This is a genomic window from Ruegeria sp. ABV3_008, assembly GCF_056161185.1.
Map to the genome: position 1 here is coordinate 172,758 of NZ_JBSWYP010000005.1, position 21,289 is coordinate 194,046.

18 protein-coding genes are annotated in these 21,289 nt (G+C 59.1%); 8 read left to right on the forward strand and 10 right to left on the reverse strand.

Annotated elements, in window-relative coordinates; genetic code table 11:
• Nucleotides 1–74: 74 nt before the first annotated feature.
• Entirely contained in the window at nt 75–1,382 is a 1,308-nt protein-coding gene (locus ACXAH8_RS11035; RefSeq protein WP_475218346.1) for an HlyD family type I secretion periplasmic adaptor subunit, read from the reverse strand.
• Nucleotides 1,379–3,121, reverse strand: coding sequence for a type I secretion system permease/ATPase (locus ACXAH8_RS11040; RefSeq protein WP_475218348.1), 1,743 nt, complete (start codon nt 3,119–3,121; stop codon nt 1,379–1,381). Before ACXAH8_RS11040 ends, ACXAH8_RS11035 begins: the two co-directional genes overlap by 4 nt.
• Before the next feature lie 272 nt (nt 3,122–3,393).
• Here ACXAH8_RS11040 and ACXAH8_RS11045 point away from each other — a divergent pair, with 272 nt between their 5' ends.
• The 5 genes from ACXAH8_RS11045 (at nt 3,394) to ACXAH8_RS11065 (ending at nt 10,369) form a co-directional block, all read left to right on the forward strand.
• On the forward strand, nt 3,394–4,974 hold the full coding sequence (locus tag ACXAH8_RS11045; RefSeq protein ID WP_170375664.1) for an ABC transporter substrate-binding protein: 1,581 nt from the start codon (nt 3,394–3,396) through the stop codon (nt 4,972–4,974).
• Between the two features lie 90 nt (nt 4,975–5,064).
• Nucleotides 5,065–6,630 (forward strand): ABC transporter substrate-binding protein, encoded by a 1,566-nt coding sequence (locus ACXAH8_RS11050; RefSeq protein WP_475218350.1) that lies wholly within the window; start codon nt 5,065–5,067, stop codon nt 6,628–6,630.
• 106 nt (nt 6,631–6,736) lie between these two features.
• Nucleotides 6,737–7,714 carry an ABC transporter permease gene (locus tag ACXAH8_RS11055; protein WP_170375660.1) on the forward strand — a complete coding sequence of 326 codons (978 nt, stop codon included), beginning with the start codon at nt 6,737–6,739 and terminating at the stop codon, nt 7,712–7,714.
• Complete coding sequence (locus ACXAH8_RS11060) at nt 7,711–8,661, forward strand: ABC transporter permease (RefSeq protein ID WP_170375658.1); 951 nt, start codon at nt 7,711–7,713, stop codon at nt 8,659–8,661. The genes ACXAH8_RS11055 and ACXAH8_RS11060 overlap by 4 nt, the downstream gene beginning before the upstream one ends.
• A 4-nt stretch (nt 8,662–8,665) precedes the next feature.
• Nucleotides 8,666–10,369, forward strand: coding sequence for an ABC transporter ATP-binding protein (locus ACXAH8_RS11065; protein ID WP_475218353.1), 1,704 nt, complete (start codon nt 8,666–8,668; stop codon nt 10,367–10,369).
• Here the strand turns inward: ACXAH8_RS11065 and ACXAH8_RS11070 are convergent.
• From ACXAH8_RS11070 to ACXAH8_RS11090, 5 genes are all read right to left on the reverse strand, one after another.
• Entirely contained in the window at nt 10,366–11,145 is a 780-nt protein-coding gene (locus ACXAH8_RS11070) for a citryl-CoA lyase (RefSeq protein ID WP_170690732.1), read from the reverse strand. The genes ACXAH8_RS11065 and ACXAH8_RS11070 overlap by 4 nt on opposite strands.
• Nucleotides 11,142–12,329, reverse strand: coding sequence for a CaiB/BaiF CoA transferase family protein (locus tag ACXAH8_RS11075; protein WP_475218357.1), 1,188 nt, complete (start codon nt 12,327–12,329; stop codon nt 11,142–11,144). The genes ACXAH8_RS11070 and ACXAH8_RS11075 overlap by 4 nt, the downstream gene beginning before the upstream one ends.
• The gene (locus ACXAH8_RS11080; protein WP_170471470.1) at nt 12,319–13,830 is read right to left on the reverse strand and encodes a tripartite tricarboxylate transporter permease; all 1,512 of its coding nucleotides are present in this window, start codon (nt 13,828–13,830) and stop codon (nt 12,319–12,321) included. Before ACXAH8_RS11080 ends, ACXAH8_RS11075 begins: the two co-directional genes overlap by 11 nt.
• Nucleotide 13,831: 1 nt before the next feature.
• On the reverse strand, nt 13,832–14,314 hold the full coding sequence (locus ACXAH8_RS11085) for a tripartite tricarboxylate transporter TctB family protein (protein ID WP_475218359.1): 483 nt from the start codon (nt 14,312–14,314) through the stop codon (nt 13,832–13,834).
• A gap of 69 nt (nt 14,315–14,383) precedes the next feature.
• Nucleotides 14,384–15,367 carry a tripartite tricarboxylate transporter substrate binding protein gene (locus ACXAH8_RS11090; protein ID WP_475218361.1) on the reverse strand — a complete coding sequence of 328 codons (984 nt, stop codon included), beginning with the start codon at nt 15,365–15,367 and terminating at the stop codon, nt 14,384–14,386.
• Nucleotides 15,368–15,474: 107 nt separating this feature from the next.
• Here ACXAH8_RS11090 and ACXAH8_RS11095 point away from each other — a divergent pair, with 107 nt between their 5' ends.
• The 3 genes from ACXAH8_RS11095 to ACXAH8_RS11105 are packed head-to-tail and all read left to right on the forward strand — an operon-like array spanning nt 15,475 to nt 18,471.
• The gene (locus tag ACXAH8_RS11095) at nt 15,475–16,143 is read left to right on the forward strand and encodes a response regulator transcription factor (RefSeq protein ID WP_475218363.1); all 669 of its coding nucleotides are present in this window, start codon (nt 15,475–15,477) and stop codon (nt 16,141–16,143) included.
• Nucleotides 16,133–17,500 carry a sensor histidine kinase gene (locus ACXAH8_RS11100; protein ID WP_475218365.1) on the forward strand — a complete coding sequence of 456 codons (1,368 nt, stop codon included), beginning with the start codon at nt 16,133–16,135 and terminating at the stop codon, nt 17,498–17,500. Before ACXAH8_RS11095 ends, ACXAH8_RS11100 begins: the two co-directional genes overlap by 11 nt.
• On the forward strand, nt 17,479–18,471 hold the full coding sequence (locus ACXAH8_RS11105; RefSeq protein ID WP_475218367.1) for an ABC transporter substrate-binding protein: 993 nt from the start codon (nt 17,479–17,481) through the stop codon (nt 18,469–18,471). Before ACXAH8_RS11100 ends, ACXAH8_RS11105 begins: the two co-directional genes overlap by 22 nt.
• On the opposite strand, the gene ACXAH8_RS11110 is transcribed toward ACXAH8_RS11105, so the two are convergent.
• From ACXAH8_RS11110 to ACXAH8_RS11120, 3 genes are all read right to left on the reverse strand, one after another.
• Nucleotides 18,458–19,264: a phosphotransferase family protein gene (locus tag ACXAH8_RS11110; RefSeq protein ID WP_475218372.1), complete on the reverse strand. Its 807-nt coding sequence runs from the start codon at nt 19,262–19,264 to the stop codon at nt 18,458–18,460. The two genes, ACXAH8_RS11105 and ACXAH8_RS11110, sit on opposite strands and share 14 nt — an antisense overlap.
• Nucleotides 19,265–19,399: 135 nt before the next feature.
• Nucleotides 19,400–20,062: a flagellar hook capping FlgD N-terminal domain-containing protein gene (locus ACXAH8_RS11115; protein ID WP_475218374.1), complete on the reverse strand. Its 663-nt coding sequence runs from the start codon at nt 20,060–20,062 to the stop codon at nt 19,400–19,402.
• A 3-nt stretch (nt 20,063–20,065) separates the two neighbouring features.
• Nucleotides 20,066–21,253 carry a flagellar hook-length control protein FliK gene (locus tag ACXAH8_RS11120; RefSeq protein ID WP_475218376.1) on the reverse strand — a complete coding sequence of 396 codons (1,188 nt, stop codon included), beginning with the start codon at nt 21,251–21,253 and terminating at the stop codon, nt 20,066–20,068.
• Nucleotides 21,254–21,289 lie beyond the last annotated feature (36 nt).

A 21,289-nucleotide genomic window follows, 5' to 3' on the forward strand; every position in this document is an offset into this window, starting at 1 on the left:
GTATGCGGCGGTATACTAAATCGATAGGTATTGCAAGTCGTGACACTGGGACAGGTTGCCCCAGGCGCGATGTGTTATTCCCGGAACGCCCGCGTGAAGTAGTCGGTCAGCGGCTTGGTCAGGTAGGACAGCGGAGTACGCTCATCGGTTTTGATCATTGCCTCGACCGGCATGCCCGGCAGAAGAGTTTGCCCATTCAGGCGATCCAGCTGACCATCATCAGGGACCAGTTCAGCCCGATAGAAGGTAAAGCCTGTGCCCTCGTCGGTGAATGTGTCCGCTGAGACATTGATAACATGGCCATCCAGTTCCGGGGTTTCCCGCTGGTTGAAACTGGGAAAGCGCAGGGCGACCTCTTGCCCACGAAACAGCTGGTCCACATGGATCGCATCGACCTTGGCTGCCACAAGAAGCGGCGTATCCTGAGGCACCACATACATCATCTGTTCAGCCGGCTGGATGACCGACTGCAGGGCGAAAACCTGACTGTCATAGACAGTGCCCGAAACGGGCGCGCGAATATCCAGACGCGATAGGCGCTCGGTCAGGGACAGGCGCCGTTCAGCAAGCTCGGCGATGCGCGTCTGCGCGTCACGCAGCGTTGTGATCGCTTCTTCCCGGCGGGTCGCGTTCAGCTCCAGTATTTGGATCTCAGTCGAGGCGATTTGCCCCGTCAACCGGGCGATTGTCGCCTCGAGCCGTCCGATGGCGCCGGTCAGGTTGGCCTCTTCCCGTTGCAAGGCCGAGACGCGGCTGGCTTGTGTCAAGCCCCGCTGAAGCAGGCTTTCCTGATCCTTGAGCTCTTCGCTTATCAATTCCACTTGTTTTTGGGCGGCAGTCAACTGCGCCTGTGTGCCGTCGATTTCGTTTTCGATCTGGGTTTTCTGACGAGTCAATTGCTCGGTCTGTTGCGTCAACGTCTCGTTGCGAGCGTCAAACAGGCGCTGCTGACCAGCGATCAGATCGTCTGGTATGTTTTCGCGTTGCTGTACCTCCTGCAGCTTTGCCGCCAACTCTTCGGAGGTGGCCCCATCGCGTTCCGCTTCCAACCGGGCCTGACGGCTGAGCAGTTCGAACAATTGCGTCTCGACCACGGTCTTTTCCGAAGCCAGAAACGTATCGTCCAGACGCAGCAGCAGATCGCCGCTTTCCACCAGATCCCCGTCGCGCACAAATATCTCGCCGACGACACCGCCATCGGGATGCTCTACCACCTGACGGTTGCTTTGCACCTCGATCACACCCTGTGAGATGATCGCACCGGCCAGTTGGGTCCGAACGCTCCAGATGCCGATGCCCACAACAAGGATGAGCAGCGCAACAAAGCCCACAGTTGCAGGGAAGGTTATGCGCCAACTGCGGCGCGCAGGAGGGTTGCTCATTTCTCACCCACTTTATTGAGGTGTCGTTTGATCGCACCGGCATTCTGGACCATCGAGCCCAGAACCTCGTCCCGGCTGCCTGCTTTGACGATCTGGCCTTTCTCTACCACAATCAGGTCATCACATTCGGAAATCGCCTGCGGGCGGTGCGTCATGATAATCGCGGCCTTGCCACTTTTCTTGAGGCTGCGCACTGCGCGGTTCAGCGCTTCGGTGCCGTCGGCATCCAAGGCCGAGTTCGGCTCGTCCAGGATCAGCAGAACAGGATCACCATAGAGCGCCCGGGCAAGCGCGATCCGTTGTTTCTGACCGCCGGACAGCTGGCTGTCATTGCCTTCCAGAAAGGTGTCATAGCCCTTCTCCAAAGACATAATCAGCTCATGTGCGTTGGCCTTTTTGGCGGCGGCGACAACAGCGGCGTCATCGGGTTGTTGCGACATCCGGGCGATGTTCTCAGTTACCGTTCCGTTGAACAGCGTGACCTGCTGCGGCAGGTAACCGATGTAGTGGCCCAGATCATCTGCGGCATATTGGTCCAGTGTCGCGCCACCCAAGCGAATCTCACCCGCTGCGGGGGTCAGCAGACCCAAAAGCGCCTTGGCCAGAGTTGTCTTGCCCGAGCCACTTTTGCCGATCACACCCAGCGCCTTGCCGGGTTCCAATAGCAGCGAGGCATTGCGCAGGGTCGGCTTTTGAACGCCGGGCGGAATGACCGTCAGACCTTTTGCGACCAGACGCGCCTCGGGCACGGGCAGCTTGGTCTTGGTCTGCTCGGGCGGGGTTTCATCGAGGAAGGTGCCAAGACGGGACCATGCGGTTCGCGCATTTTCGATCAGCCCCCATTGGCCCACCGCCATTTCCACAGGTGCCAAAGCGCGGCCCAGCAAGATCGAACCGGCGATCATGGCCCCGGCTGTCATCTCGTTGCGCAACACCAGCCAAGCGCCAAGCGCTAGCATCGCGGATTGCAGGAAAAGTCGTAGCGATTTCGTCAAAGACGTGAAACTGCCGGTCCAGTCGCTGGCCGAGATGCTCTGTGACAGGGCGTCGCTGCGTTGTGACAACCAGCGCTGGGCAACGTCGCCCTGCATGCCTTGCGAACGCACAACCTCGGCCGCTTGTCGTGCTTGTTCCGCAAAGGCATTGGCTCGGCCTGAGGCAACCTGTGCTTCGGCCACCTTCTGTTTGGTGAGGATCTGGTTGAAAAACGCAATGACGATCAGCAAGCTACCACCGGCAACTGCCAGCCACCCGAGCAACGGGTGGAATAGGAAGATCGCGGCCAGAAAAACGGGCGTCCACGGTATATCCATAACGGCGAGGAAAACGGGTGACGCGCAAAGCGACCGCACGGCCTCCAGATCGCGCAAGGCCGTTGCTGGGGCCGAGCGGATCTGTGGATACAGTGCCCGCCGAATGGTTCCGTCAAAAACCCTCTCGTCCAGCGAGGATTGGAACTTGGCGCCGAACCGCGCCACAATCCGGCCGCGCGCATAATCCAGCATGGCCATCAAGCCGTAGAGCAGCCCAACCAGCAGAAACAGCGCCGTAAGCGTCTCGACCGAGCGCGAACTGAGAACCCGGTCATAGACCTGCAGCATGAACAGTGGCCCGGTCAGCATCAGTAGATTGACGAAGATGCTGAATAGAAACGCGACACCCAGAAACGATACGCTCTGGTTGCGCACGCTCTGAAGCTCTCGCCTCGGGTTGGGCGGTTTGCGGTTTGTCTGTTTCAAATCAATGTCCCCGACACGATGTCCAGCCTGATGCGGCTACGTTTTTTTACCGCGAACCGAGTCTCGAAGAAAGAGTTAGGGTATGCAACTCGATCGTCAAAGGACCAGCGAAATCCGGCCAAACGGCCAAAATCTGGCCGGTTCCCGTCGGGTCCAGCAATCCAATTAGGCATTGCAAGTTTCAGAATGATTTGGATTATCAAGGGCACGTTGATCGCGCTTCGTCGATCACCCGCCATCCGTGCGGGTTAAAAAGAATTGGGGAGATTACAATGAAAGTGAAACACTTGCTGGTCGCAGCCAGTGCCATGGCCCTATTGGCTGGCACTGCCTCTGCGGAAACGCTGCGCTGGGCACGCGCAGGCGACTCGCTGACGATGGACCCGCATGCGCAAAACGAGGGTCCGACCTCAGCCATGGCGCATCAGATCATGGAAACGCTGGTGATGCGCGACCATTCCGGGGCGCTTGTGCCGTCGCTGGCGACCGAGTGGGCCCCGTCTGAGGAAAACCCTAACGTCTGGGTGTTCAAACTGCGTGAAGGCGTGACCTTCCATGACGGCGCCGAGTTCGACAGCGAAGACGTTGTCTTCTCGCTCAACCGCGCGATGACGCCGGATTCGGACTACAAAGAGCTGCTGGCCTCGGTCAAAGAAGTGCGCGCGCCGGACAAATACACGGTTGAGATCGAAACCGACGGTCCGAACCCGATCATGCCCAACAACCTGACCAACATGTTCATGATGGACAAGGCCTGGGCCGAGGCGAATAACGCCGTGAAGGTGCAGGACTATGAAGGGGGCGAGGATACATTCGCCGCCAAGAACGCAAACGGTACCGGCCCGTACAAGCTGGTCAGCCGTGAACCCGACGTGAAAACCGTTCTGACCGCGAACGAGAACTACTGGGGCAAGGATGAGTTCCCCCTGGAAGTGACCGAGATCATCTATACCCCGATCCAGAACGCCGCGACCCGGGTTGCTGCTTTGCTGTCGGGGGAGGTCGATTTCATTCAGGACGTCCCCGTTCAGGATCTGGCCCGCGTTGCGGATACCGATGGTCTGGACGTACGGACTGCGCCTCAGAACCGGGTGATCTTCTTTGGCATGAACATGGGGGATGCCGATCTGGGTTCGGACAATGTGGACGGGAAGAACCCGCTGGCAGACGTACGCGTGCGTCAGGCGATGTCCAAGGCCATTAACCGGGATGCCATCAAGCAGGTCGTTATGCGCGGCCAGTCGGCCCCTGCTGGCATGATTGCACCGCCTTTCGTGAACGGTTGGGATGAGGGCATGGACAGTTCCTCAACGACCGATATCGAAGGCGCCAAGGCGCTGATGGCCGAGGCTGGGTATCCAGATGGGTTCTCGATCACGCTGAACTGCCCCAATGACCGCTATGTCAACGACGAAGCGATATGTCAGGCTGCCGTTGGCATGCTGGCGCAGATTGGTGTCACGGTGAATCTGGATGCCAAACCCAAGGCGCAGCATTTCCCGCTGCTCTCGAACCTCGAGACCGACTTCTACATGCTGGGCTGGGGCGTTCCGACCTACGACTCCGAGTATATCTTCAACTTCCTGGTTCACACCAAGGGTGAGAAATACGGCTCGTGGAATGCGACCCGGTACAACAACCCGGAACTGGACGCCAAGATTCAAGGGCTGGCCTCTGAAACCGACCTTCCGAAACGTGACGCGCAGATCGCCGAGATCTGGCAGGTTGTGCAGGACGATCAGCTGTATATCCCGATCCACCACCAAGTGCTGAACTGGGGTATGAAGTCGAATGTCGGCACAATTGTTGAGCCGGAAGATTCGCCGAAGATCAAATACTTCACCATGAACTAAGGTTCATGATCCAAGACAGGGCAGGGCGCAGACTAGCGCCCTGTCATTTGGTGTTTCACGACTGTTCACCCAAAACAGAGAGGTATCGCCATGACCTTCAAGGCAACGGCCATCGGTTTGGCCTTTTTGGCCGCAAGCGCCGCTCAGGCAGCCGAATTCAAATGGGCCTCGACCACCGATCCACAGACCATGGACCCGCATGCCGTCAATTCGGCTGCTGTTCTTGGCTTCCTCAACAATGTCTACGAAGGGCTGGTCCGCCGCGGCAAGGACATGAGCGTCGAGCCCGCTTTGGCCACCAGTTGGGAACCGATCGGAGACGGCGAAGGCTGGCGTTTCACCCTGCGCGAGGGCGTGACATTCCACGATGGCAGCACATTCGACGCGCAGGATGTTCTTTTCAGCTACCAACGCGCTTCGGATGAGGTCTCGGATACCCGCAGCTGGTTTGCACCGATCAGCGAGGTCAGGGTGGTCGATGACTACACTGTCGATTTCATGACAACAGCACCCAACCCGCTGTTCCCGTCGTCCATTGCCAATTGGATGATCATGGATCAGGGCTGGGCAGAGGCCAACGAGGCGGCTCTGCCCGACAAGGAAACCGGGAATTACGCGACGCTGAACGCCAACGGCACCGGCGCGTTTCAGATCACCGCGCGTGAGCCCGGTCTGCGTACTGTTCTGGAGCCTTTTGAAGGTTGGTGGGGTGAGGCAGAGCACAACATTGCCCGCGCCGAATTCAACCCGATCCAGAACTCTGCTACCGCTGTCGCGGCCTTGCTGTCCGGCGATGTAGATATGATTGAGCCCGTTCCGATTCAGGACGTGGCGCGCCTTCAGGGCAATGATGAGGTCGAGGTCATTCAGGGGATTGAGGCCCGTGTGATCATGCTGGGCTTTGATCATCAGGCTGAGGCTCTGAAATACACCGACGATGCTGGCAAACCCAACCCGTTCCGGGATGCGCGTGTGCGTCAGGCCGTGGCGCATGCGGTGAATGTCGACGCCATCCTTGCCACGATCATGCGCGGCAATGCCGAGGCGGCCTCGCAACTCGTCAGCCCTGCCATGAGCGGTTACTCGGCGGCCAATGCAGAGCGACCGGCCTATGATGTCGAGGCTGCAAAGGCCTTGCTGGCCGAAGCTGGATACGCCGACGGATTCTCGTTCGGCCTCAAATGCCCCAATGACCGCTATTTGAATGACGAGGCCGTCTGTCAGGCGATTGTCAGCATGCTCGCGCAGATCGGGTTAACTGCCGAACTGGACGCGATGCCGGTGCGCAACTACTGGCCCGAGCTGCGCGAAGACAATTACGACATGTACCTGCTGGGCTGGAGCCCTGGCACGTTGGACGCCGAACACCCCGTTCGTTTTCTGGTCGCGACACCCAACGAAGAGAAAAAGCTGGGCAGCTGGAATTTCGGAGGCTTCTCGAACGCGCGTGTCGATGAACTGCTGCCGCAGATTCAGTCCGAGCTGGATGAAGGCGCTCGTCAGGCCATGTTGGACGAGGCCACCAGCATAATTCAGGATGAGCAGGTCTATGTTCCGATGTATGTGCAACCTCTGGTCTGGGGAACGCGCAGCAATATCGAGTTGACGCAACGTCCGGACAACTTCTTCATCCTGCGGTGGGTGACCGTAAACTGAAAGCGCTGTTAAAGGGGTCGGGTCGTTCTGGCCCCTGTTTCGTTAGCGGTATCTTGACCATTTGGTCAGACGCGGCTTAGACAGGCCGATCAACCGGGGATTCTGAATGTTCGCATATATTGTTCGAAGGATGTTCCAATCCGTGATCGTTTTGCTGGTCGTGGGTCTGGTCGCATTCTCGATGTTTCGTTTTGTCGGCGATCCGATCGACAACATGCTGGGTCAGGAACGCACACAGGCCGATATCGACCGGCTGAGGACGGAACTGGGCCTCGATCAGCCATTTGTCGTGCAATACGCCAAGTTCCTGCAAGGCGCGGTTCAGGGCAATTTCGGAGTGTCCTACCGTCAAGGCCGTCCGGTCTCGACCATCATCGCCGAGCGTGCGCCCGCGACGCTGGAGCTGGCCTTCGTGTCAGGCTTTCTCGCCATCACCATGGGCATCGCGCTGGGCGTCTTCACGGCGATCCGACGACAAGGGGTTGCGGCGAATATCATCATGACGGTCAGTCTGATCGGGGTCTCTCTGCCTACCTTCCTGATCGGGATATTGCTGATCTACATCTTCTCAGTCGAACTAGATCTTTTACCCAGTTTCGGCAGGGGTGAGACGGTCATGATAGGGGGCTGGTCAACCGGGTTTCTGACCACCTCGGGCCTGAAGGCACTGATCCTGCCCGCGATTACGCTGGGCCTGTATCAGATGACCTTGATCATGCGTCTTGTGCGGTCCGAGATGCTTGAGGTCCTGCGCGCCGACTACGTCCGTTTCGCCCGCGCCCGAGGGCTGTCGGACAGGGTGATCAACTTCCGCCACGCGTTGAAGAACACGCTGGTGCCAGTGATTACGATCACGGGTCTGCAACTGGGCTCGATCATCGCTTTTGCCATCATCACCGAGACGGTGTTTCAATGGCCCGGTGTCGGACTGCTGTTCATCAACGCGATCCAGTTCGTCGATATTCCCGTCATGGCCGCCTATCTGATGCTGATCTCGGTCATGTTCGTGACGATCAACCTGATCGTCGATCTTCTTTACTATGCCATTGACCCGCGCCTGCGTGTCGACGCGAGGGCCACATGACCGATACGATCGAAACCCCGCAACCCGTCTCCAAGTCGCGCTTTGCCAAAGCGTGGGACAGCGATTTTGCATGGTCCTTCCGGCATTCGCCCGTGGCTGTCATCGCCTCGGCCGTCGTGCTGATCCTTGTGTTTTGTGCTATTTTCGCGCCCTTGATCGCGCCTTACAATCCGTTTGATCCGGCGACTTTGAACCTGATGAACGGCTTCACACCGCCGGGCACACCGAATGCGTTTACGCAGGAAACCTTCCTGCTGGGCACGGATGACCAGGGTCGGGACGTATTCTCGACCATCCTCTACGGGCTGCGCATTTCCTTGTTCGTCGGGGCTGCCGCCGTATTGCTGGCTCTGATCATCGGAGTCGTTCTGGGTTTGGTCGCGGCCTATTTTGGTGGCTGGGTCGAAACGCTGATCATGCGGATCGCCGACGTTCAGCTGACCTTTCCGGCCATTCTGGTCGCTATGCTGATCTTTGGCATCGCCAAAGGCGTGACCCCGCCGGAATATCGCGATGAAATGGCGATCTATGTGCTGATCATCGCCATCGCTTTGTCCGACTGGGTACAGTTTGCTCGGGTCGTCCGCGGGGCAGCGCTGGTCGAAAAGAACAAGGAATATGTGCAGGCTGCGCGACTGATCGGTCGCGGCTCGATCCCGATCATGTTCCGTCATATCCTGCCCAATGTCCTCAGCCCGGTTCTGGTGATCGCCACCATCTCGCTGGCGCTGGCCATCATCGCCGAGGCGACGCTGAGCTTCCTTGGCGTCGGCGCGCCTCCGACCCAACCTTCGCTGGGAACGCTGATCCGCATTGGACAGGGGTTCCTGTTCTCGGGAGAGTGGTGGATTCTGTTCTTCCCTGCCTGCACCCTTCTGGCCCTCGCCCTGTCCGTGAACCTGCTGGGCGACTGGCTGCGCGATGCGCTGAACCCAAAACTGCGGTGATTTCATGACCCTTCTGACCATCCAAGACCTCACCGTCGAATTCCCAACACGCCGCAGGCTGTTTACTGCGGTGGATCACGCAGACCTGTCCGTCGAGCCGGGTGAAATCCACGGTTTGGTGGGCGAATCCGGTGCAGGCAAATCCACCATAGGTGCGGCTGTCATGGGGCTGCTGGAACGCCCTGGACGGATCGCCAGCGGCCAGATCAAGCTGGGCGGCGAGCAGATCAGCGGCCTTGACGCCGAGGCGATGCGCGGGTTGCGCGGCAAGAAAATCTCGATGATCTTTCAGGACCCGCTGACCTCGCTGAACCCTTTGTTCACGGTGCGAGAGCAGCTGACCGAAACCATCCTGGCCCATCTGGGTTGCACCGACGCCGAGGCCAATCAACGCGCCCGAGATCTGATTGACCGGGTGGGTATCCCGGACCCCGATACACGCTTGGATCAGTACCCGCACCAATTCTCGGGCGGGATGCGCCAACGGGTGGTGATCGCCTTGGCGTTGTGTACCGAACCAGATGTGATCATCGCTGATGAACCGACCACAGCGCTGGATGTTTCGGTTCAGGCGCAGATTTTGGACCTGATCAAGGAATTGGCGCGGGAACGGCAGGTCGGCGTCATTCTGATCACCCATGACATGGGCGTCATCGCCGATACGACCGACCGCGTGACCGTTATGTATGCTGGCAAGGTTGTCGAAACCGGAACAACCGCGCAGGTGATGGGGCAGCCCCAACACGAATACACGCGGTCGCTGATCGCGGCGGTGCCACGGCCGACGCTCAAGCTGCACCGTTTCCCTCAGATCAGCTATGGCGGTCGTGAGACGCGCTTTGCGATCGAGGATATGGCGCGCCATTGGCCGAAAGTGGACAATGACACATCCAAGCCCGTTTTCGAAATTCGCAACCTGACCAAACGCTTCCAGCAACGGCGCGGTCTTTTGCCTTGGGATCGGACCTATTTCACCGCCGTCGATGACGTGAGCTTTGATATCCGTGCGGGCGAGGTGTTCGGCGTTGTGGGTGAATCCGGCTCGGGCAAGTCCACCGTGGCGCGGATGATTGCTGGCTTGTACCCGGTCGATGGCGGCTCGATCACGTTTGACGGGCAGTTGGTCAGCGATCTGGGCGACAAAGCTGTGCAGGACGCGTACCGCAAGAACATCCAGATGATCTTTCAGGATCCCTATTCCTCGCTGAACCCCAGAATGCGCGTGGACGAGATCGTGGCAGAACCGATCCGTCATCACCGCCTCATGAGCGGTTCAGACGTCAAACGTCGGGTGGATGAGCTGTTGGATCAGGTGGGTCTGGGTTCGGAAGCGGGCCTGAAATACCCGCATGAGTTCTCGGGCGGGCAGCGTCAGCGTATCTCCATCGCGCGCGCCTTGGCGACGCAGCCTCGGTTCCTGATCTGCGATGAGCCGACCAGTGCGCTAGACGTCTCGATCCAGGCGCAGATCCTGAACATCCTGAAGGACCTGCAAGAGCATCTGGGCCTGACGATGCTGTTCATCAGCCACGATCTGCCGGTCGTGCGGCAGATGTGCGACCGCGTTGCCGTGATGAAGGCAGGGCAGATGGTCGAGATCCAAGAAACCGATGCCCTGTTTGCCAATCCGCAGACGGACTACGCTAAGGAACTATTGCACCTGATGCCACGACTTGATGATCTGTCGACCGAAGGACTGGACGTTTAGGTCTTGGTTCTGGGGTCCACATAAGTCCAGCGATAGGCGGGCGGGGTCGGTCCCTTATTGCGGCCACCTTGCTCCATCTGCTCCCATGCATGAGTCAGGATGCCGACCGAACGGGAAAGACAGAACAACCCGCGCGCCAAGGGTGGGGCAAAGCCCAACTCGGCATAGATCACTGCCGTCGCGCCATCGATATTCATGGGGACGGGCTTGCCTTTGCGATGGGCCAACTCGGCCTCAATCGCCTGCCCGATCCGCATGAAATCACCGCTGCATGCCCCTTGATCGACGGCTTCCGTGACCAGCGCCATCAGGCGCGGCGCGCGCGGATCAGTCGGGGTGTGAAAGCGATGGCCAAAGCCCGGCAGGATCTTTCCGTGAGTGGTGATCCAATCATCCAACGCTTGCCCCAAATCGCCCGAATGTCCTGCAACAAAATGATAGAGCTGCACGGCCTGCTCTCCGGCCCCGCCATGCACATCGCCCAGCATGTTGACCGCGCTGGCCATCGCGTTGTTCAGGGGCAGACCGCAGGTCACGGCCATTCTGGCGGCAGCAATTGAGGGCGCTTGCGGACCGTGATCGACCGCCGCAACCAAAGCTGCTTCGAACAAACGGGCTTGGGCGTCGGTCGGTTTCTCGCCGCGCAGCATGAACCAGATCATTTCGGCGAAACCCAGATTGCCGATCAAATCCTGGATTGGCTCTCCGCGCAGGTGTATCCGGCCAGGCTCCATGTCGATGATCGAGGTTTGCCACCAATCGGATACATCGCTCATATGATGCCCTCCTTTTTCAAGGCGTCGATCTCATCCTGCGACAGCCCGAGTTCAGACCAGATTGCGGAATTGTCTGCGCCCAATTCCGGCGGTGCAGTCCCAGGATGTTTGCGCGACCCGTCCATGACAATAGGGCTGCCAGCGAGCTGTAGGTCTTCACCGTGAATGTCCAGCGTACCGATCAAACCCCGCCCAGATAATTGCGGGTCGTCGAGTGCATCGGCGACGGTCAGTACCTGCCCGGTGGGCACTCCAATATCATTCAACTCTCGCACCCATTCCTTTGCCGGTCGCGTGGTCAGCGTGAGCTCCAATTCCGCGCGCAAGGCGTAACGATTGGCCTTGCGATCCTCTCGTGTTGTGTAGGCTGGATCGTCCAGCAGGTCGTTCCGACCCAATTGCCGAGCCAGTGCTTGCCATTGTTCATCCCGATTTGCAGCGATGTTGATCGGACTGTCTGCAGTGGCAAAGGTGCCCGAGGGGGCCGAGGTTGTGTTTTCGTTCCCATGCGCGGCAGGCGTGACGCCCCCGATCAGGTGGTTTGACACCACCCAACCCATTGTGGAAATCACCGCCTCGGTCATCGCAACATCGAGAAACGCGCCACGCGGGGTCGCGTTCAGGGCGGATGAGATGGCGAATGCTGCGGTCAGCCCGCCGACCGTATCCGCTAACGGAAACCCGACGCGATAGGGGGCGGTTTCGGGCGCGCCGGTGATGGACATGACACCGCTGATGCCTTGTACGATCTGGTCATAGGCGGGATCATTCCGGCGTGGCCCGTCCTGCCCAAAGCCACTGATTGCGCAGTAGATCAGTCGCGGGTTTTCAGCTTTCAGGATTTCATAGCCCAGACCTAGTCGATCCATAACGCCGGGCCTGAAATTCTCGACCAGAACATCGGCGTTGCGAACAAGCTTTTTCAGCAGCGCTTTTCCGTGCTCATGTTTCATATCCAGCGTCACGGATTTCTTCGCGGCATTTTGCGCAAGAAAGCTGATCCCCATGCCAGCTTTGTTGCGATCAGGATCAGCGCCCAACACCCGGGCAAGATCGCCCGAGCCGGGGCGTTCGACCTTGATCACCTCGGCGCCCATCAGCGCCAGCTGATAGCAGCAATAAGGGCCAGCAAGCACGTTCGTCAGATCCAGAACGCGGATGCCGGCCAGAGGGTCAGTCCCCATCCGCAATCCCCGCAGCCCGTGCCCGCGCACGGCGCGCGCGGTAGCTTGGCAGCAGCACCAGAAGGACGGCGATCACCAGCAGGCCTAGGGTCATCGGGCGCTCCCATATGAAGGCGATACCGTCATAGAGCTGCATCGAGCGGGCAAAGTTGTCCTCCATCATCCCACCAAGGATGAACCCGATCAGAAGTGGGGCGAGGGGGTAGTCCGCGAATTTCAACGCGGTGGCGCAGATGCCGAAGCCGACGAGGAGCAGTAGCTCGGTCGCGTTGTTCTGGCCGATATAGGCACCCATCAGGGTGAAGAACAGGATGAAAGGGATCAGGAAATTGCGCGGTACGGCCAGCACTTTGGCGATGTAGGGGATCAGCGGCAGGTTCAGGATCAGCAGCACCAGGTTGCCGATGAACATCGACATGATGACGGCCCAGAAGATCTGAGGCTCATCCACCATCAGGCGCGGGCCGGGTGTCACGTTCAGCGCGATCAGAGCGCCCAGCAGGATGGCCGTCGTGCCCGACCCCGGGATGCCCAGCGTTAGCAGTGGTACGAATGACCCGGTACAGGCCGCGTTGTTGGCAGATTCCGGTGCGGCCAGACCTTTGATCGAGCCTTTGCCAAACTCTTCCTGTTCCTGCTTCGGTGCAATATTGCGTTCGACCGCGTAGCCAAGGAAGCTGGCAATTGTCGCCCCAGCCCCAGGCAAGACGCCGATGAAAAAGCCCTGAACTGACTGACGGCCAATGACGGGTGCAATTGCTTTCGCTTCGTCCTTGGTGATGCGGAGGTCCTTGATTTCTCCGTCGTCGCCTTTCAGGTCTTTGGGTTTCAAGACGAGAAACAGCGCCTCGGGCAGGGCGAACATCGCCATAGCCAGCGTAATGAAGCCAAAGCCGGACTGAAGGTCCATGATCCCCATGGTGAAGCGCGGCAGGTTGAACAAAGCGCCTTCGCCCACGGTTGCCATGATCAGGCCAAGGATCGTCATGATCATTGCTTTGGCGACCTGACCCGACCCTGCAAAGGCCGCGATGGCGGACAGGCCTACGACCATAAGGGCAAAGTACTCGGCCGAATGGAACAGCAACGCGACTGAGGACAGTGCTGGCGCGAAGACCATCAACAGAATGGCGCCGAGCGTACCCCCGGCGAAACTGGCGATGGCCGCGATGGTCAGTGCTTTACCGGCCTTGCCTTGCCGCGCCATCGGGTAGCCATCGAAACTTGAGGCCACGGTGCCCGCGACCCCCGGCGCGTTCAGCAGAATGGAAGAGGTCGATCCGCCGAAAATCGCGCCATAGTAGACGCCTGCCAGCAGGATCAGGGCTGCCGACGGATCGCCCATCGAAATCGCGACCGGGATCATAATGGCGATGATCGACATCGGGCCGAGGCCCGGAAGCATGCCGATGAAGGTGCCAATCAGACAGCCGGCGATGACCATCAGCAGGTTTTGGATTGAGAATGCCGTTTGCAGGCCGATCAGAAGTCCTTCAAGCATGTCAGCCTCCGAAAATGCCCGGCAGGGGGCGCATGTAGATGCCCAGGACTTCCTGAACCAGATACCAGACCGCGCCGGTGGCGATGAACGCAACCGGCAGCATGATGTGCCACTTGCGCTCGCCCAGAATGAATGAGCCGAGGATCAGGAAGGCGGAGGTTGAGATCAGAAAGCCAACGGGCCGCAGGCACAGGGCGTAGATCACCATAAGTGCCAGCAGCATCAAAGCTTGATCAAGGTGGTAGTCACCTAGTCTGCGATAGTCGATATCGGCCGCTTTGAGCTCGGATTTCTCAAACCCCAGCAGGATGACCGTGCAGGCAATGATGCCCAGAACAGACAGCACTTTGGGGAAGGTGCTTGGCCAAATTGGGTTGCGCTGCATGAAAGGGGGCAGGCTGCCATCCATCGTAAACCAGGCGGCGTAGCCATAGGCCAGACAGACCCCAAGCAAAACAAGCGCGATCCAGCGATCCAGCGCCATGACATCCCCTCCCTCGTGTTTTTTGTTGATTGTGGCAGAGCGGACGGGCCGCTCTGCCGTGAGTGGTGCTTAGAGGAAGCCCAGTTTTTTCATCAGATCGCTGATCTGCTGTTCTTGCTGCTCGAGGAAGGTCGAGAAATCGTCGCCCGAGTTGTGGATGTTCACCCAACCATTGCGCGCGCGCACTTCTTCCCACTCTGGGGTTTCATACATCTTGGCAATGGCGTCTTGGTAGGCGGCCAGCTTGTCTTCGGGTAGGCCGGGCGCTGCGAAGAAACCGCGCCAGTTGACGAAGGTGGTATCGATGCCCTGTTCCTTCATGGTCTGTGCGTCAGGCGCGGCGTCTACACGCTCATCCGCAGTCACACCGATGATTTTCACCTCGCCTGCATTGGCCAGATCAACCGCTTCCGAGAAGCCGGTGGAAAGCGCTGCGATCTCACCCGACAGCAAGGCTGCCATGGCTTTGCCGCCTGCATCATAAGGAATGTACTTGACGCCAAGCGCGTCCTTACCCGCTGCTTCCATCACCATGGCCGCAACCAGATGGTCCATACCGCCCGGAACCGAGCCGCCGCCGATTGCTGTTGCACCCGGGTCAGCGTCATAAGCCGCAAGCAGGTCCGCCATCGAGTTGATCGGGCTGTCCTTACCGACAACAATGGCCGCGTAGTCGCCAATTGTGCCAGACACCAGTGTCAGGTCGCGGAAGTTATGCGGGAACACGCCCGTCAGTGAGCGGATCACGATGGGGGTCGAGTTCACCATCAGCGTGCCATGGTTGCTGTCGGCGTTCTCGATCAGATAGCCGATGGCCTTACCGCCGCCACCGCCTGACATGTTCTCGTAAGACGCGGTACCCACAAGCCCCGCTTTGGTTAGCGCCTCTCCGGTGCCGCGTGCAGTGCCATCCCAGCCGCCGCCTGCGCCGCCGGGGATCAGGAAGTGGATGCTGTCCACGACCTCGTGGCCGTCAGCCAAAACAGGTCCTGCAAGACCAACAGCGGCCACAGCCGCGATCAGGGCGCGACGGCCCAGTTTGAAAGTTGTCATGATGTCCTCCCATTTGACAACTGGCCGCTTGGCGGCACAGATTGAGATCAAGAAAACACATCAACCTGACATCAACCTGTCATGCGCGAAAATACTGCGAACGCCTCATGAAATTTCTACTGATCGAAGACAATATGGACCTTGCGAACGCAATCGGTTCGCGGATGCGACTGGACGGCCATGTCGTTGATCATGCAGCAACTTTGGACGATGCGACCGCGTTCGTCGAGGCCGAGGAATATGACCTGATCCTGTTGGACATCATGCTGCCCGATGGGGATGGGCGCGATTTCCTCAAACGCCACCGTGCAAGTCATCTGGACACACCTGTCATCGTTTTGACCGCGCGCAGCCAGGTCTCGGATCGAATCGGATCGCTGGATCTGGGGGCCGACGACTATGTCACCAAGCCCTTTGATCACGCAGAGCTTGAGGCCCGCTGCCGCGCCGTTTTGCGCCGCAAATCTGGGATCGCTAAATCAACCATCGAGATCGGCGGTATCGTCTTCGACCCGGTTGCCGGTCACCTGATTGTCGGCGGCGAGACTCTGTCGCTGCGCAATCGGGAACTGCGCCTGTTGGAGTTCTTCATCAATGCGCCCGGTCAGGTGTTCTCGAAACAAAAACTGGCGGACAGGCTGTTTTCCTACGATGACGATGTCTCGGACAATGCTATCGAGGTGTATGTCGCCCGCCTGCGCAAACATCTCGAGCGTTCGGGGTTGAAAATTACCACGTTGCGTGGCCTGGGCTACAGGCTGGATCATGTCAGCTAGCCCCGCGGTTTCAGGATCTCTTCGTAATCGTCTGGTGCTGACCCTGATTGGCGGCGCGGCCATTCTGGCGTTGCTTTTGTTCTTTACAGTGCGCAGTTATGCCGCTCGCGTCGCGCAGCAAGGGCAGGACAATATTCTTGGTGCCTCCGTCACCTCGATCCTCGATGCCGTCGCTCTGCGGGACGGAGAGCTTGAGGTCGACATCCCCTACGCCGCCTTCTCGATGCTAAGTACGCCGTCGGATGATCGGGTGTTTTACGCCATCTTTCAGGGCGGAGAACTGTTGTCCGGCTACGACGATCTTTCAGCCACGAATGGAACGCCCAATGGCGAATGGGTTTTTCAATCGGGCGAGGTGCGCGGAGAGACCATTCGCCAGGTCAGCGCCAGCCGCACTCTCGTGGGTTTGGGAACCCGGACCGAAGTCGAAGTGGCCCTTGGTCAAACGCAAGACGCATTAGCCGAAACCCTCAGGCAGATTTCACGAAACGCGGCGTATTTGGGGATAGGTTTCTTCACGCTGGTCGCCGGGTTATCGTTCTGGGCAACGTCTGCCACCATCGGGCAGTTGAACAAGCTGACGACGTCGGTGACACGTCGGGGCCCACAAGATCTCAGCCCATTCAGAAAACCGGTGCCGCGGGAAATGGCCCCGCTTGTGTCGTCGCTGAACTCTTTGATGGGGCGTTTGGATCAGTCGCTCAGCCAGTCCGAGGATTTCATAGCCGAGGCCGCACACCGGGTTCGGACGCCATTGGCAACGGTTCGGTCTTATGCGGACGCGACGTTGCAACGCGTTGAAAAGGAAGAGAATCGAGAGGCTTTGCGCTCGATGGTGCGAGCAATTGACGAAAGCTCTCGGGCGGCGGGGCAATTGCTGGATCATGCGATGATCACCTTTCGCGCCGATCATCTGGAGCGGGAAGAGATTGATCTAGTCGCTCTCGTCCGCGATCTGGTTCAACGCCTCACGCCCATTGCCGAGATGAAGGACCTTTCCCTGACATTGGTCGGAGACCCCGTTGTGATCTATTCGGGCGATCCGATCCTGATCCAGAATGCGGTACGCAACATGGTCGACAACGCGCTAAAATATGCCCCCGCCGAAAGTGTGGTCGAGATCGAGGTCTCGCAAGGGACGCAAGCGCAGATTAGCGTGCGCGATCAGGGGCCGGGCTTTCCACCAAGCGAAATTGACACGCTCACCCGGCGGTTCGAGCGCGGTAAGAATGCGGCCGGGACTATTGGCTCGGGGCTTGGTCTGACCATCGTTCAGGATGTCGCGAAGGCCCATGGCGGCGATCTGATCCTGACCAACCGAAAAGGCAAAGGCGCATGCGTTACCTTATTGCTTTGATCCTCACACTTCTGGCCTCAGTCTGTGCGGCCGAGGAGTGGGAAGACCAGCGGGTGTTCAACGCTGCCGCTGATGGTCCGCGTTTGCGTATCATCTCCAGCACCGACACCGCGCTTTTCGCGCCGTTGATCGAGGGGTTCCTGACGCAAAACCCGGACGTCTCCGTAGAGTATCTGGTGACCGGAACCGCCGATCTGAATGCGCGTGTGCGGGCAGCGCCTGAGGCGTTTGACATTGTCATTTCCAGCGCGATGGATTTACAGCTGAAACTTGCCAATGATGGGTTCGCAATGCCGCTGGAGAATATACCCGGTTCGGACTGGGCCCAGTGGCATGACAGCCTTTTTGCCTTTACGCAGGAACCAGCGGCTATCGTCATCAACCGTGCGGCCTTCGCTGGGTATCCCGTTCCGCAAACCCGGCAGGAACTGATCGAGGCCCTGCGCGCGCGCCCCGAAGCCTTCCGTGGGAAGGTCGGAACCTATGATATCCGCCAATCCGGCTTGGGCTATCTGTTCGCCACGCAAGATGCTCGCGCCTCTGAGACCTTTTGGCGTCTGATGGAGGTCATGGGAGGGCTGGACCTGCGTCTGTATTGCTGCTCGGGCGACATGATTGACGACCTGACAAGCGGCTCGATCGCGGTGGCCTACAACGTGCTTGGCAGCTACGCAACGGCGCGGGTTGAAGGCAAAGAGGCGCTCGAAGTCATTCTGCCCAGCGATTTTCAGACAACCATGATGCGAACAGCAATGGTGGTGAAAAACACGCAATATCCTGCTTTCGCCGAGGCGTTTGTCCGCCACCTGATCGTTGCAGGGCCTGAGCTGGCACCTTTGCCCTTGCTCACCTCACAGCAGGCGCAGGAGACCGCAGTTATCACGCTGGAGCCCGCTTTGTTGACCTATCTCGACACGCTCAAACGCAGGAAATTCCTGACGGCCTGGGAAGATGCCGTCATTCAGAAATAGCGCGATCCTCAAGGGCCTTTAGCTCAAGCTGCAGGCCCTTTTCATAGTCTGTTGATCCGTTCTCAGACCGCCACAGGCAATAGGCTGCCATTCGCCAAGCGTACCATGGTTGCAACGCGTCGTAGCGGGCAACTGTCTCGGGGTCGCCATACTCAGTCAGGAATCGCGCGCGTTCGTCCGGGGCCAGCGGTGCGCCACGATACAGATGCTGCATGGCAGGCGATAGGAACAGGGCCAGATCCTCGCAAGGATCGCCAATTGCCGGGCATTGCCAGTCGATCAGGGTTAGGCTTGACCCGTCCACCAGAATGTTCCCGGCCACAGGGTCGCCGTGGATCAGGCACGTTCTTTTTGTTGGCGGCACAGGGTCCTCAGGCCGCATCGCGGTGACGCGATCTTTAAAGCCAGAGGAACACAACGCCAAGAGCTCTGCCCCGTGGCGAGCCAGATCAGCGCTGCCGTTCCGTCCTGTAGGCAGCGGCAAATCGACCGTTGCGCCATGCAATCTGCGCAGCAAAGAGGCGACCTGAGCCGTGTCACTTTCCCACGGGCGACCCGGCGCGTGATCGTACAGAACCCAGGCGTCGCCCTGATGTTGCCCCGTTGCCCGCAACCGGGGTACGAACCCGTCCTGCTCAAACGCGCGCAGACACTGTGCTTCGAGGCGGGCGTCATTGCGGAACATGGGGTTGCGCAGTTTGGTTCGGTAAAGCTTCAATACCGTGTCGCCACTCTCCCCCAGTACTTTCCACACCATATTGGTCCGACCCCCAAACAGAGGTTCGAACTGCACGGACCCCGTGATCAGCCCGCGCGTGCGCAGCTGGTCAATCAGGTCTGGTAGAGGCGCGTTGACATGGGGCAGGGGACGTACCGCTCAGCAAGGGAATCGTGATTTGCCAAGGTTTGGACTGCCAGCCCGGTCAGATCAAGCGCCTGTTCGGATCGCCGTCACCTCATCCGAGCGCACAATGGCCCCACTTTGCAGGGACAGATGCACCGTTCCATCAGCGATTTGCGCCTCAACCACGCGGTTATAACTGGCGGCCAGACGCTGCGACAACAGCTCGTCGTCCTTGTAACTCTCCAACGTGGCAGAATAGGTGCCCTGGCTCAGAGGATAGCCCGAAGCGTCGGTTCCGGCCCAGAGGAATTCAGTGTCTGTGTGATTGACCGGAATGCGGTCGATCACGGTACCGGTTGAATTGCGGATCACCATGATGGCCTCATCGCTTGTTGCGTCGGCCTGAGCAAATAAGGTGACCGGTTGGCCTTCGAATCGAAAGGCTGAAGCGGATCGAACATCAACGCCCACCCAATTAGACAGCTCACTCAGCTTTTGTCCACCCAAGGCCGTGCTCAGGGAAGACAACAAGTCATTGGTCTGAACCTGCTGTTCGACCATCGAGAACTGGGCCAGCTGAGATGCGTATTCCGAGGAATCCATAGGCTCGAGCGGGTCCTGGTTTCGCGCCTGTGCGGTGAGCATCAGCAGAAAGGTTTCAAAATCCGAGGTCAGCTTGGACGCTTGTGATGCAGCCGAAGTCGGGGTCTGTGTTCCAGTCTGAGCTGAACTTGTTGGAGTGATCATCTGTCAAAGCCTCATATCAATGCCACGACCCGAGAGATTTCGGGGAATGATCGGAGCGTTTGGCGTGTCCGGTTCTGTCGAATGGAGAGAGCCATAGTCGCTTGCCTTCGGGTGTGCGGTATCATCCTGCGCATCGTCCGATGTGCTTAGGTCAAACGAGATATCGCCATATCCAAGGCTTTGGAATTCGGCCTCCAAAACGGCCAGATGTCGGCGCATCAGGTCCAGTGTTTCGGGGCGCTCGGCGGCTATGGTCAGAACCATCCCATCCTCGCGACCGTTGAGCGTGATGGAGACCCGCCCCAGTTCCTCGGGGCTGAGCGCGATCTCGATCGTACCGGAACCCGCCCGAACCTGAATCGCCGCCGCCATCTGCCCGGCGATGGCCCGGGTGATCTCAGCCTTTGCAGACTGCGTTGCGGGCTGCGCAAGCGAAGCCGTGTCGCGGACGTTTTGAAACAGCGGTTCTTCGCGCGTGGCAATCACACCATCAGTTTCAGGAATCGCCGTGGTGGTTTCGGCATCGGCGCTCCGCACAGACGCCATCACCTGCATCTGCGCAAGAGTTGGCGTTGGTTTGGAAGGTTGAGGCGCAGTTGGAGTCGCATTTGTCTGGGGCGCAGCCGCTGTTTCAGCAGGTAGCGCCGAAACTGAGGATTGTGCACGCTCAGTTGGAACAGGCTGCCCAGCGATTGGCCTTGCGGGCAAGACCTGACCGTCCGACGCTTTGACGGACGCCGGCTGGGCTACGCTGTATTGTGACTGCACATGCGAACCGTGCGTGTTTTCGACCTCGGGGCGCTGCGGTGCCGCAATCGTAACCTGGTGCATTGCGCCTGTGTCGGTTTTCGGCGCCTCTGCACCCTCGAGATTTGAGGGAATAGGCGCAGTTTCAGACCCTTGCGGTACCTGCGTCGCGCTCGGTACGGGCAGTGCGGTCAGGTCCTCAAACACCCGTTCTTCAGGAGTGTCGGGCTTGATCGGCAGGGGGTCTGCGAGAACCTCTTCGAGTGCAGGATCCTCGGGCATGATGTCCTGCTCAACGGCGGCTTCATCCTCGGCTTCCGGCTGCGGCGTCTCTTCCTCCAGAACATCTTGAAAGCGCGTGGACATCTCGGATGTGGTTTCGCGCGTCCCCGGTTTCGTGGCCGCGGTTTGCGTGGGTGTCATCAGCGTAAGAGGGTTGGGCATTTTGCTCCGGCTCCGTCGTGGTTGACCGTCAAACTG

What these genes read in the sequence shown, in the direction of transcription:
- ACXAH8_RS11080 (WP_170471470.1), bottom strand. Translation starts at nt 13,830, where the DNA reads ATGCTTGAAGGACTTCTGATCGGCCTGCAAACGGCATTCTCAATCCAA.
- ACXAH8_RS11085 (WP_475218359.1), bottom strand. Translation starts at nt 14,314, where the DNA reads ATGGCGCTGGATCGCTGGATCGCGCTTGTTTTGCTTGGGGTCTGTCTG.
- ACXAH8_RS11105 (WP_475218367.1), top strand. Translation starts at nt 17,479, where the DNA reads ATGCGTTACCTTATTGCTTTGATCCTCACACTTCTGGCCTCAGTCTGT.
- ACXAH8_RS11045 (WP_170375664.1), top strand. Translation starts at nt 3,394, where the DNA reads ATGAAAGTGAAACACTTGCTGGTCGCAGCCAGTGCCATGGCCCTATTG.
- ACXAH8_RS11055 (WP_170375660.1), top strand. Translation starts at nt 6,737, where the DNA reads ATGTTCGCATATATTGTTCGAAGGATGTTCCAATCCGTGATCGTTTTG.
- ACXAH8_RS11070 (WP_170690732.1), bottom strand. Translation starts at nt 11,145, where the DNA reads ATGAGCGATGTATCCGATTGGTGGCAAACCTCGATCATCGACATGGAG.
- ACXAH8_RS11120 (WP_475218376.1), bottom strand. Translation starts at nt 21,253, where the DNA reads ATGCCCAACCCTCTTACGCTGATGACACCCACGCAAACCGCGGCCACG.
- ACXAH8_RS11065 (WP_475218353.1), top strand. Translation starts at nt 8,666, where the DNA reads ATGACCCTTCTGACCATCCAAGACCTCACCGTCGAATTCCCAACACGC.
- ACXAH8_RS11050 (WP_475218350.1), top strand. Translation starts at nt 5,065, where the DNA reads ATGACCTTCAAGGCAACGGCCATCGGTTTGGCCTTTTTGGCCGCAAGC.
- ACXAH8_RS11060 (WP_170375658.1), top strand. Translation starts at nt 7,711, where the DNA reads ATGACCGATACGATCGAAACCCCGCAACCCGTCTCCAAGTCGCGCTTT.
- ACXAH8_RS11090 (WP_475218361.1), bottom strand. Translation starts at nt 15,367, where the DNA reads ATGACAACTTTCAAACTGGGCCGTCGCGCCCTGATCGCGGCTGTGGCC.
- ACXAH8_RS11075 (WP_475218357.1), bottom strand. Translation starts at nt 12,329, where the DNA reads ATGGGGACTGACCCTCTGGCCGGCATCCGCGTTCTGGATCTGACGAAC.
- ACXAH8_RS11100 (WP_475218365.1), top strand. Translation starts at nt 16,133, where the DNA reads ATGTCAGCTAGCCCCGCGGTTTCAGGATCTCTTCGTAATCGTCTGGTG.
- ACXAH8_RS11035 (WP_475218346.1), bottom strand. Translation starts at nt 1,382, where the DNA reads ATGAGCAACCCTCCTGCGCGCCGCAGTTGGCGCATAACCTTCCCTGCA.
- ACXAH8_RS11095 (WP_475218363.1), top strand. Translation starts at nt 15,475, where the DNA reads ATGAAATTTCTACTGATCGAAGACAATATGGACCTTGCGAACGCAATC.
- ACXAH8_RS11115 (WP_475218374.1), bottom strand. Translation starts at nt 20,062, where the DNA reads ATGATCACTCCAACAAGTTCAGCTCAGACTGGAACACAGACCCCGACT.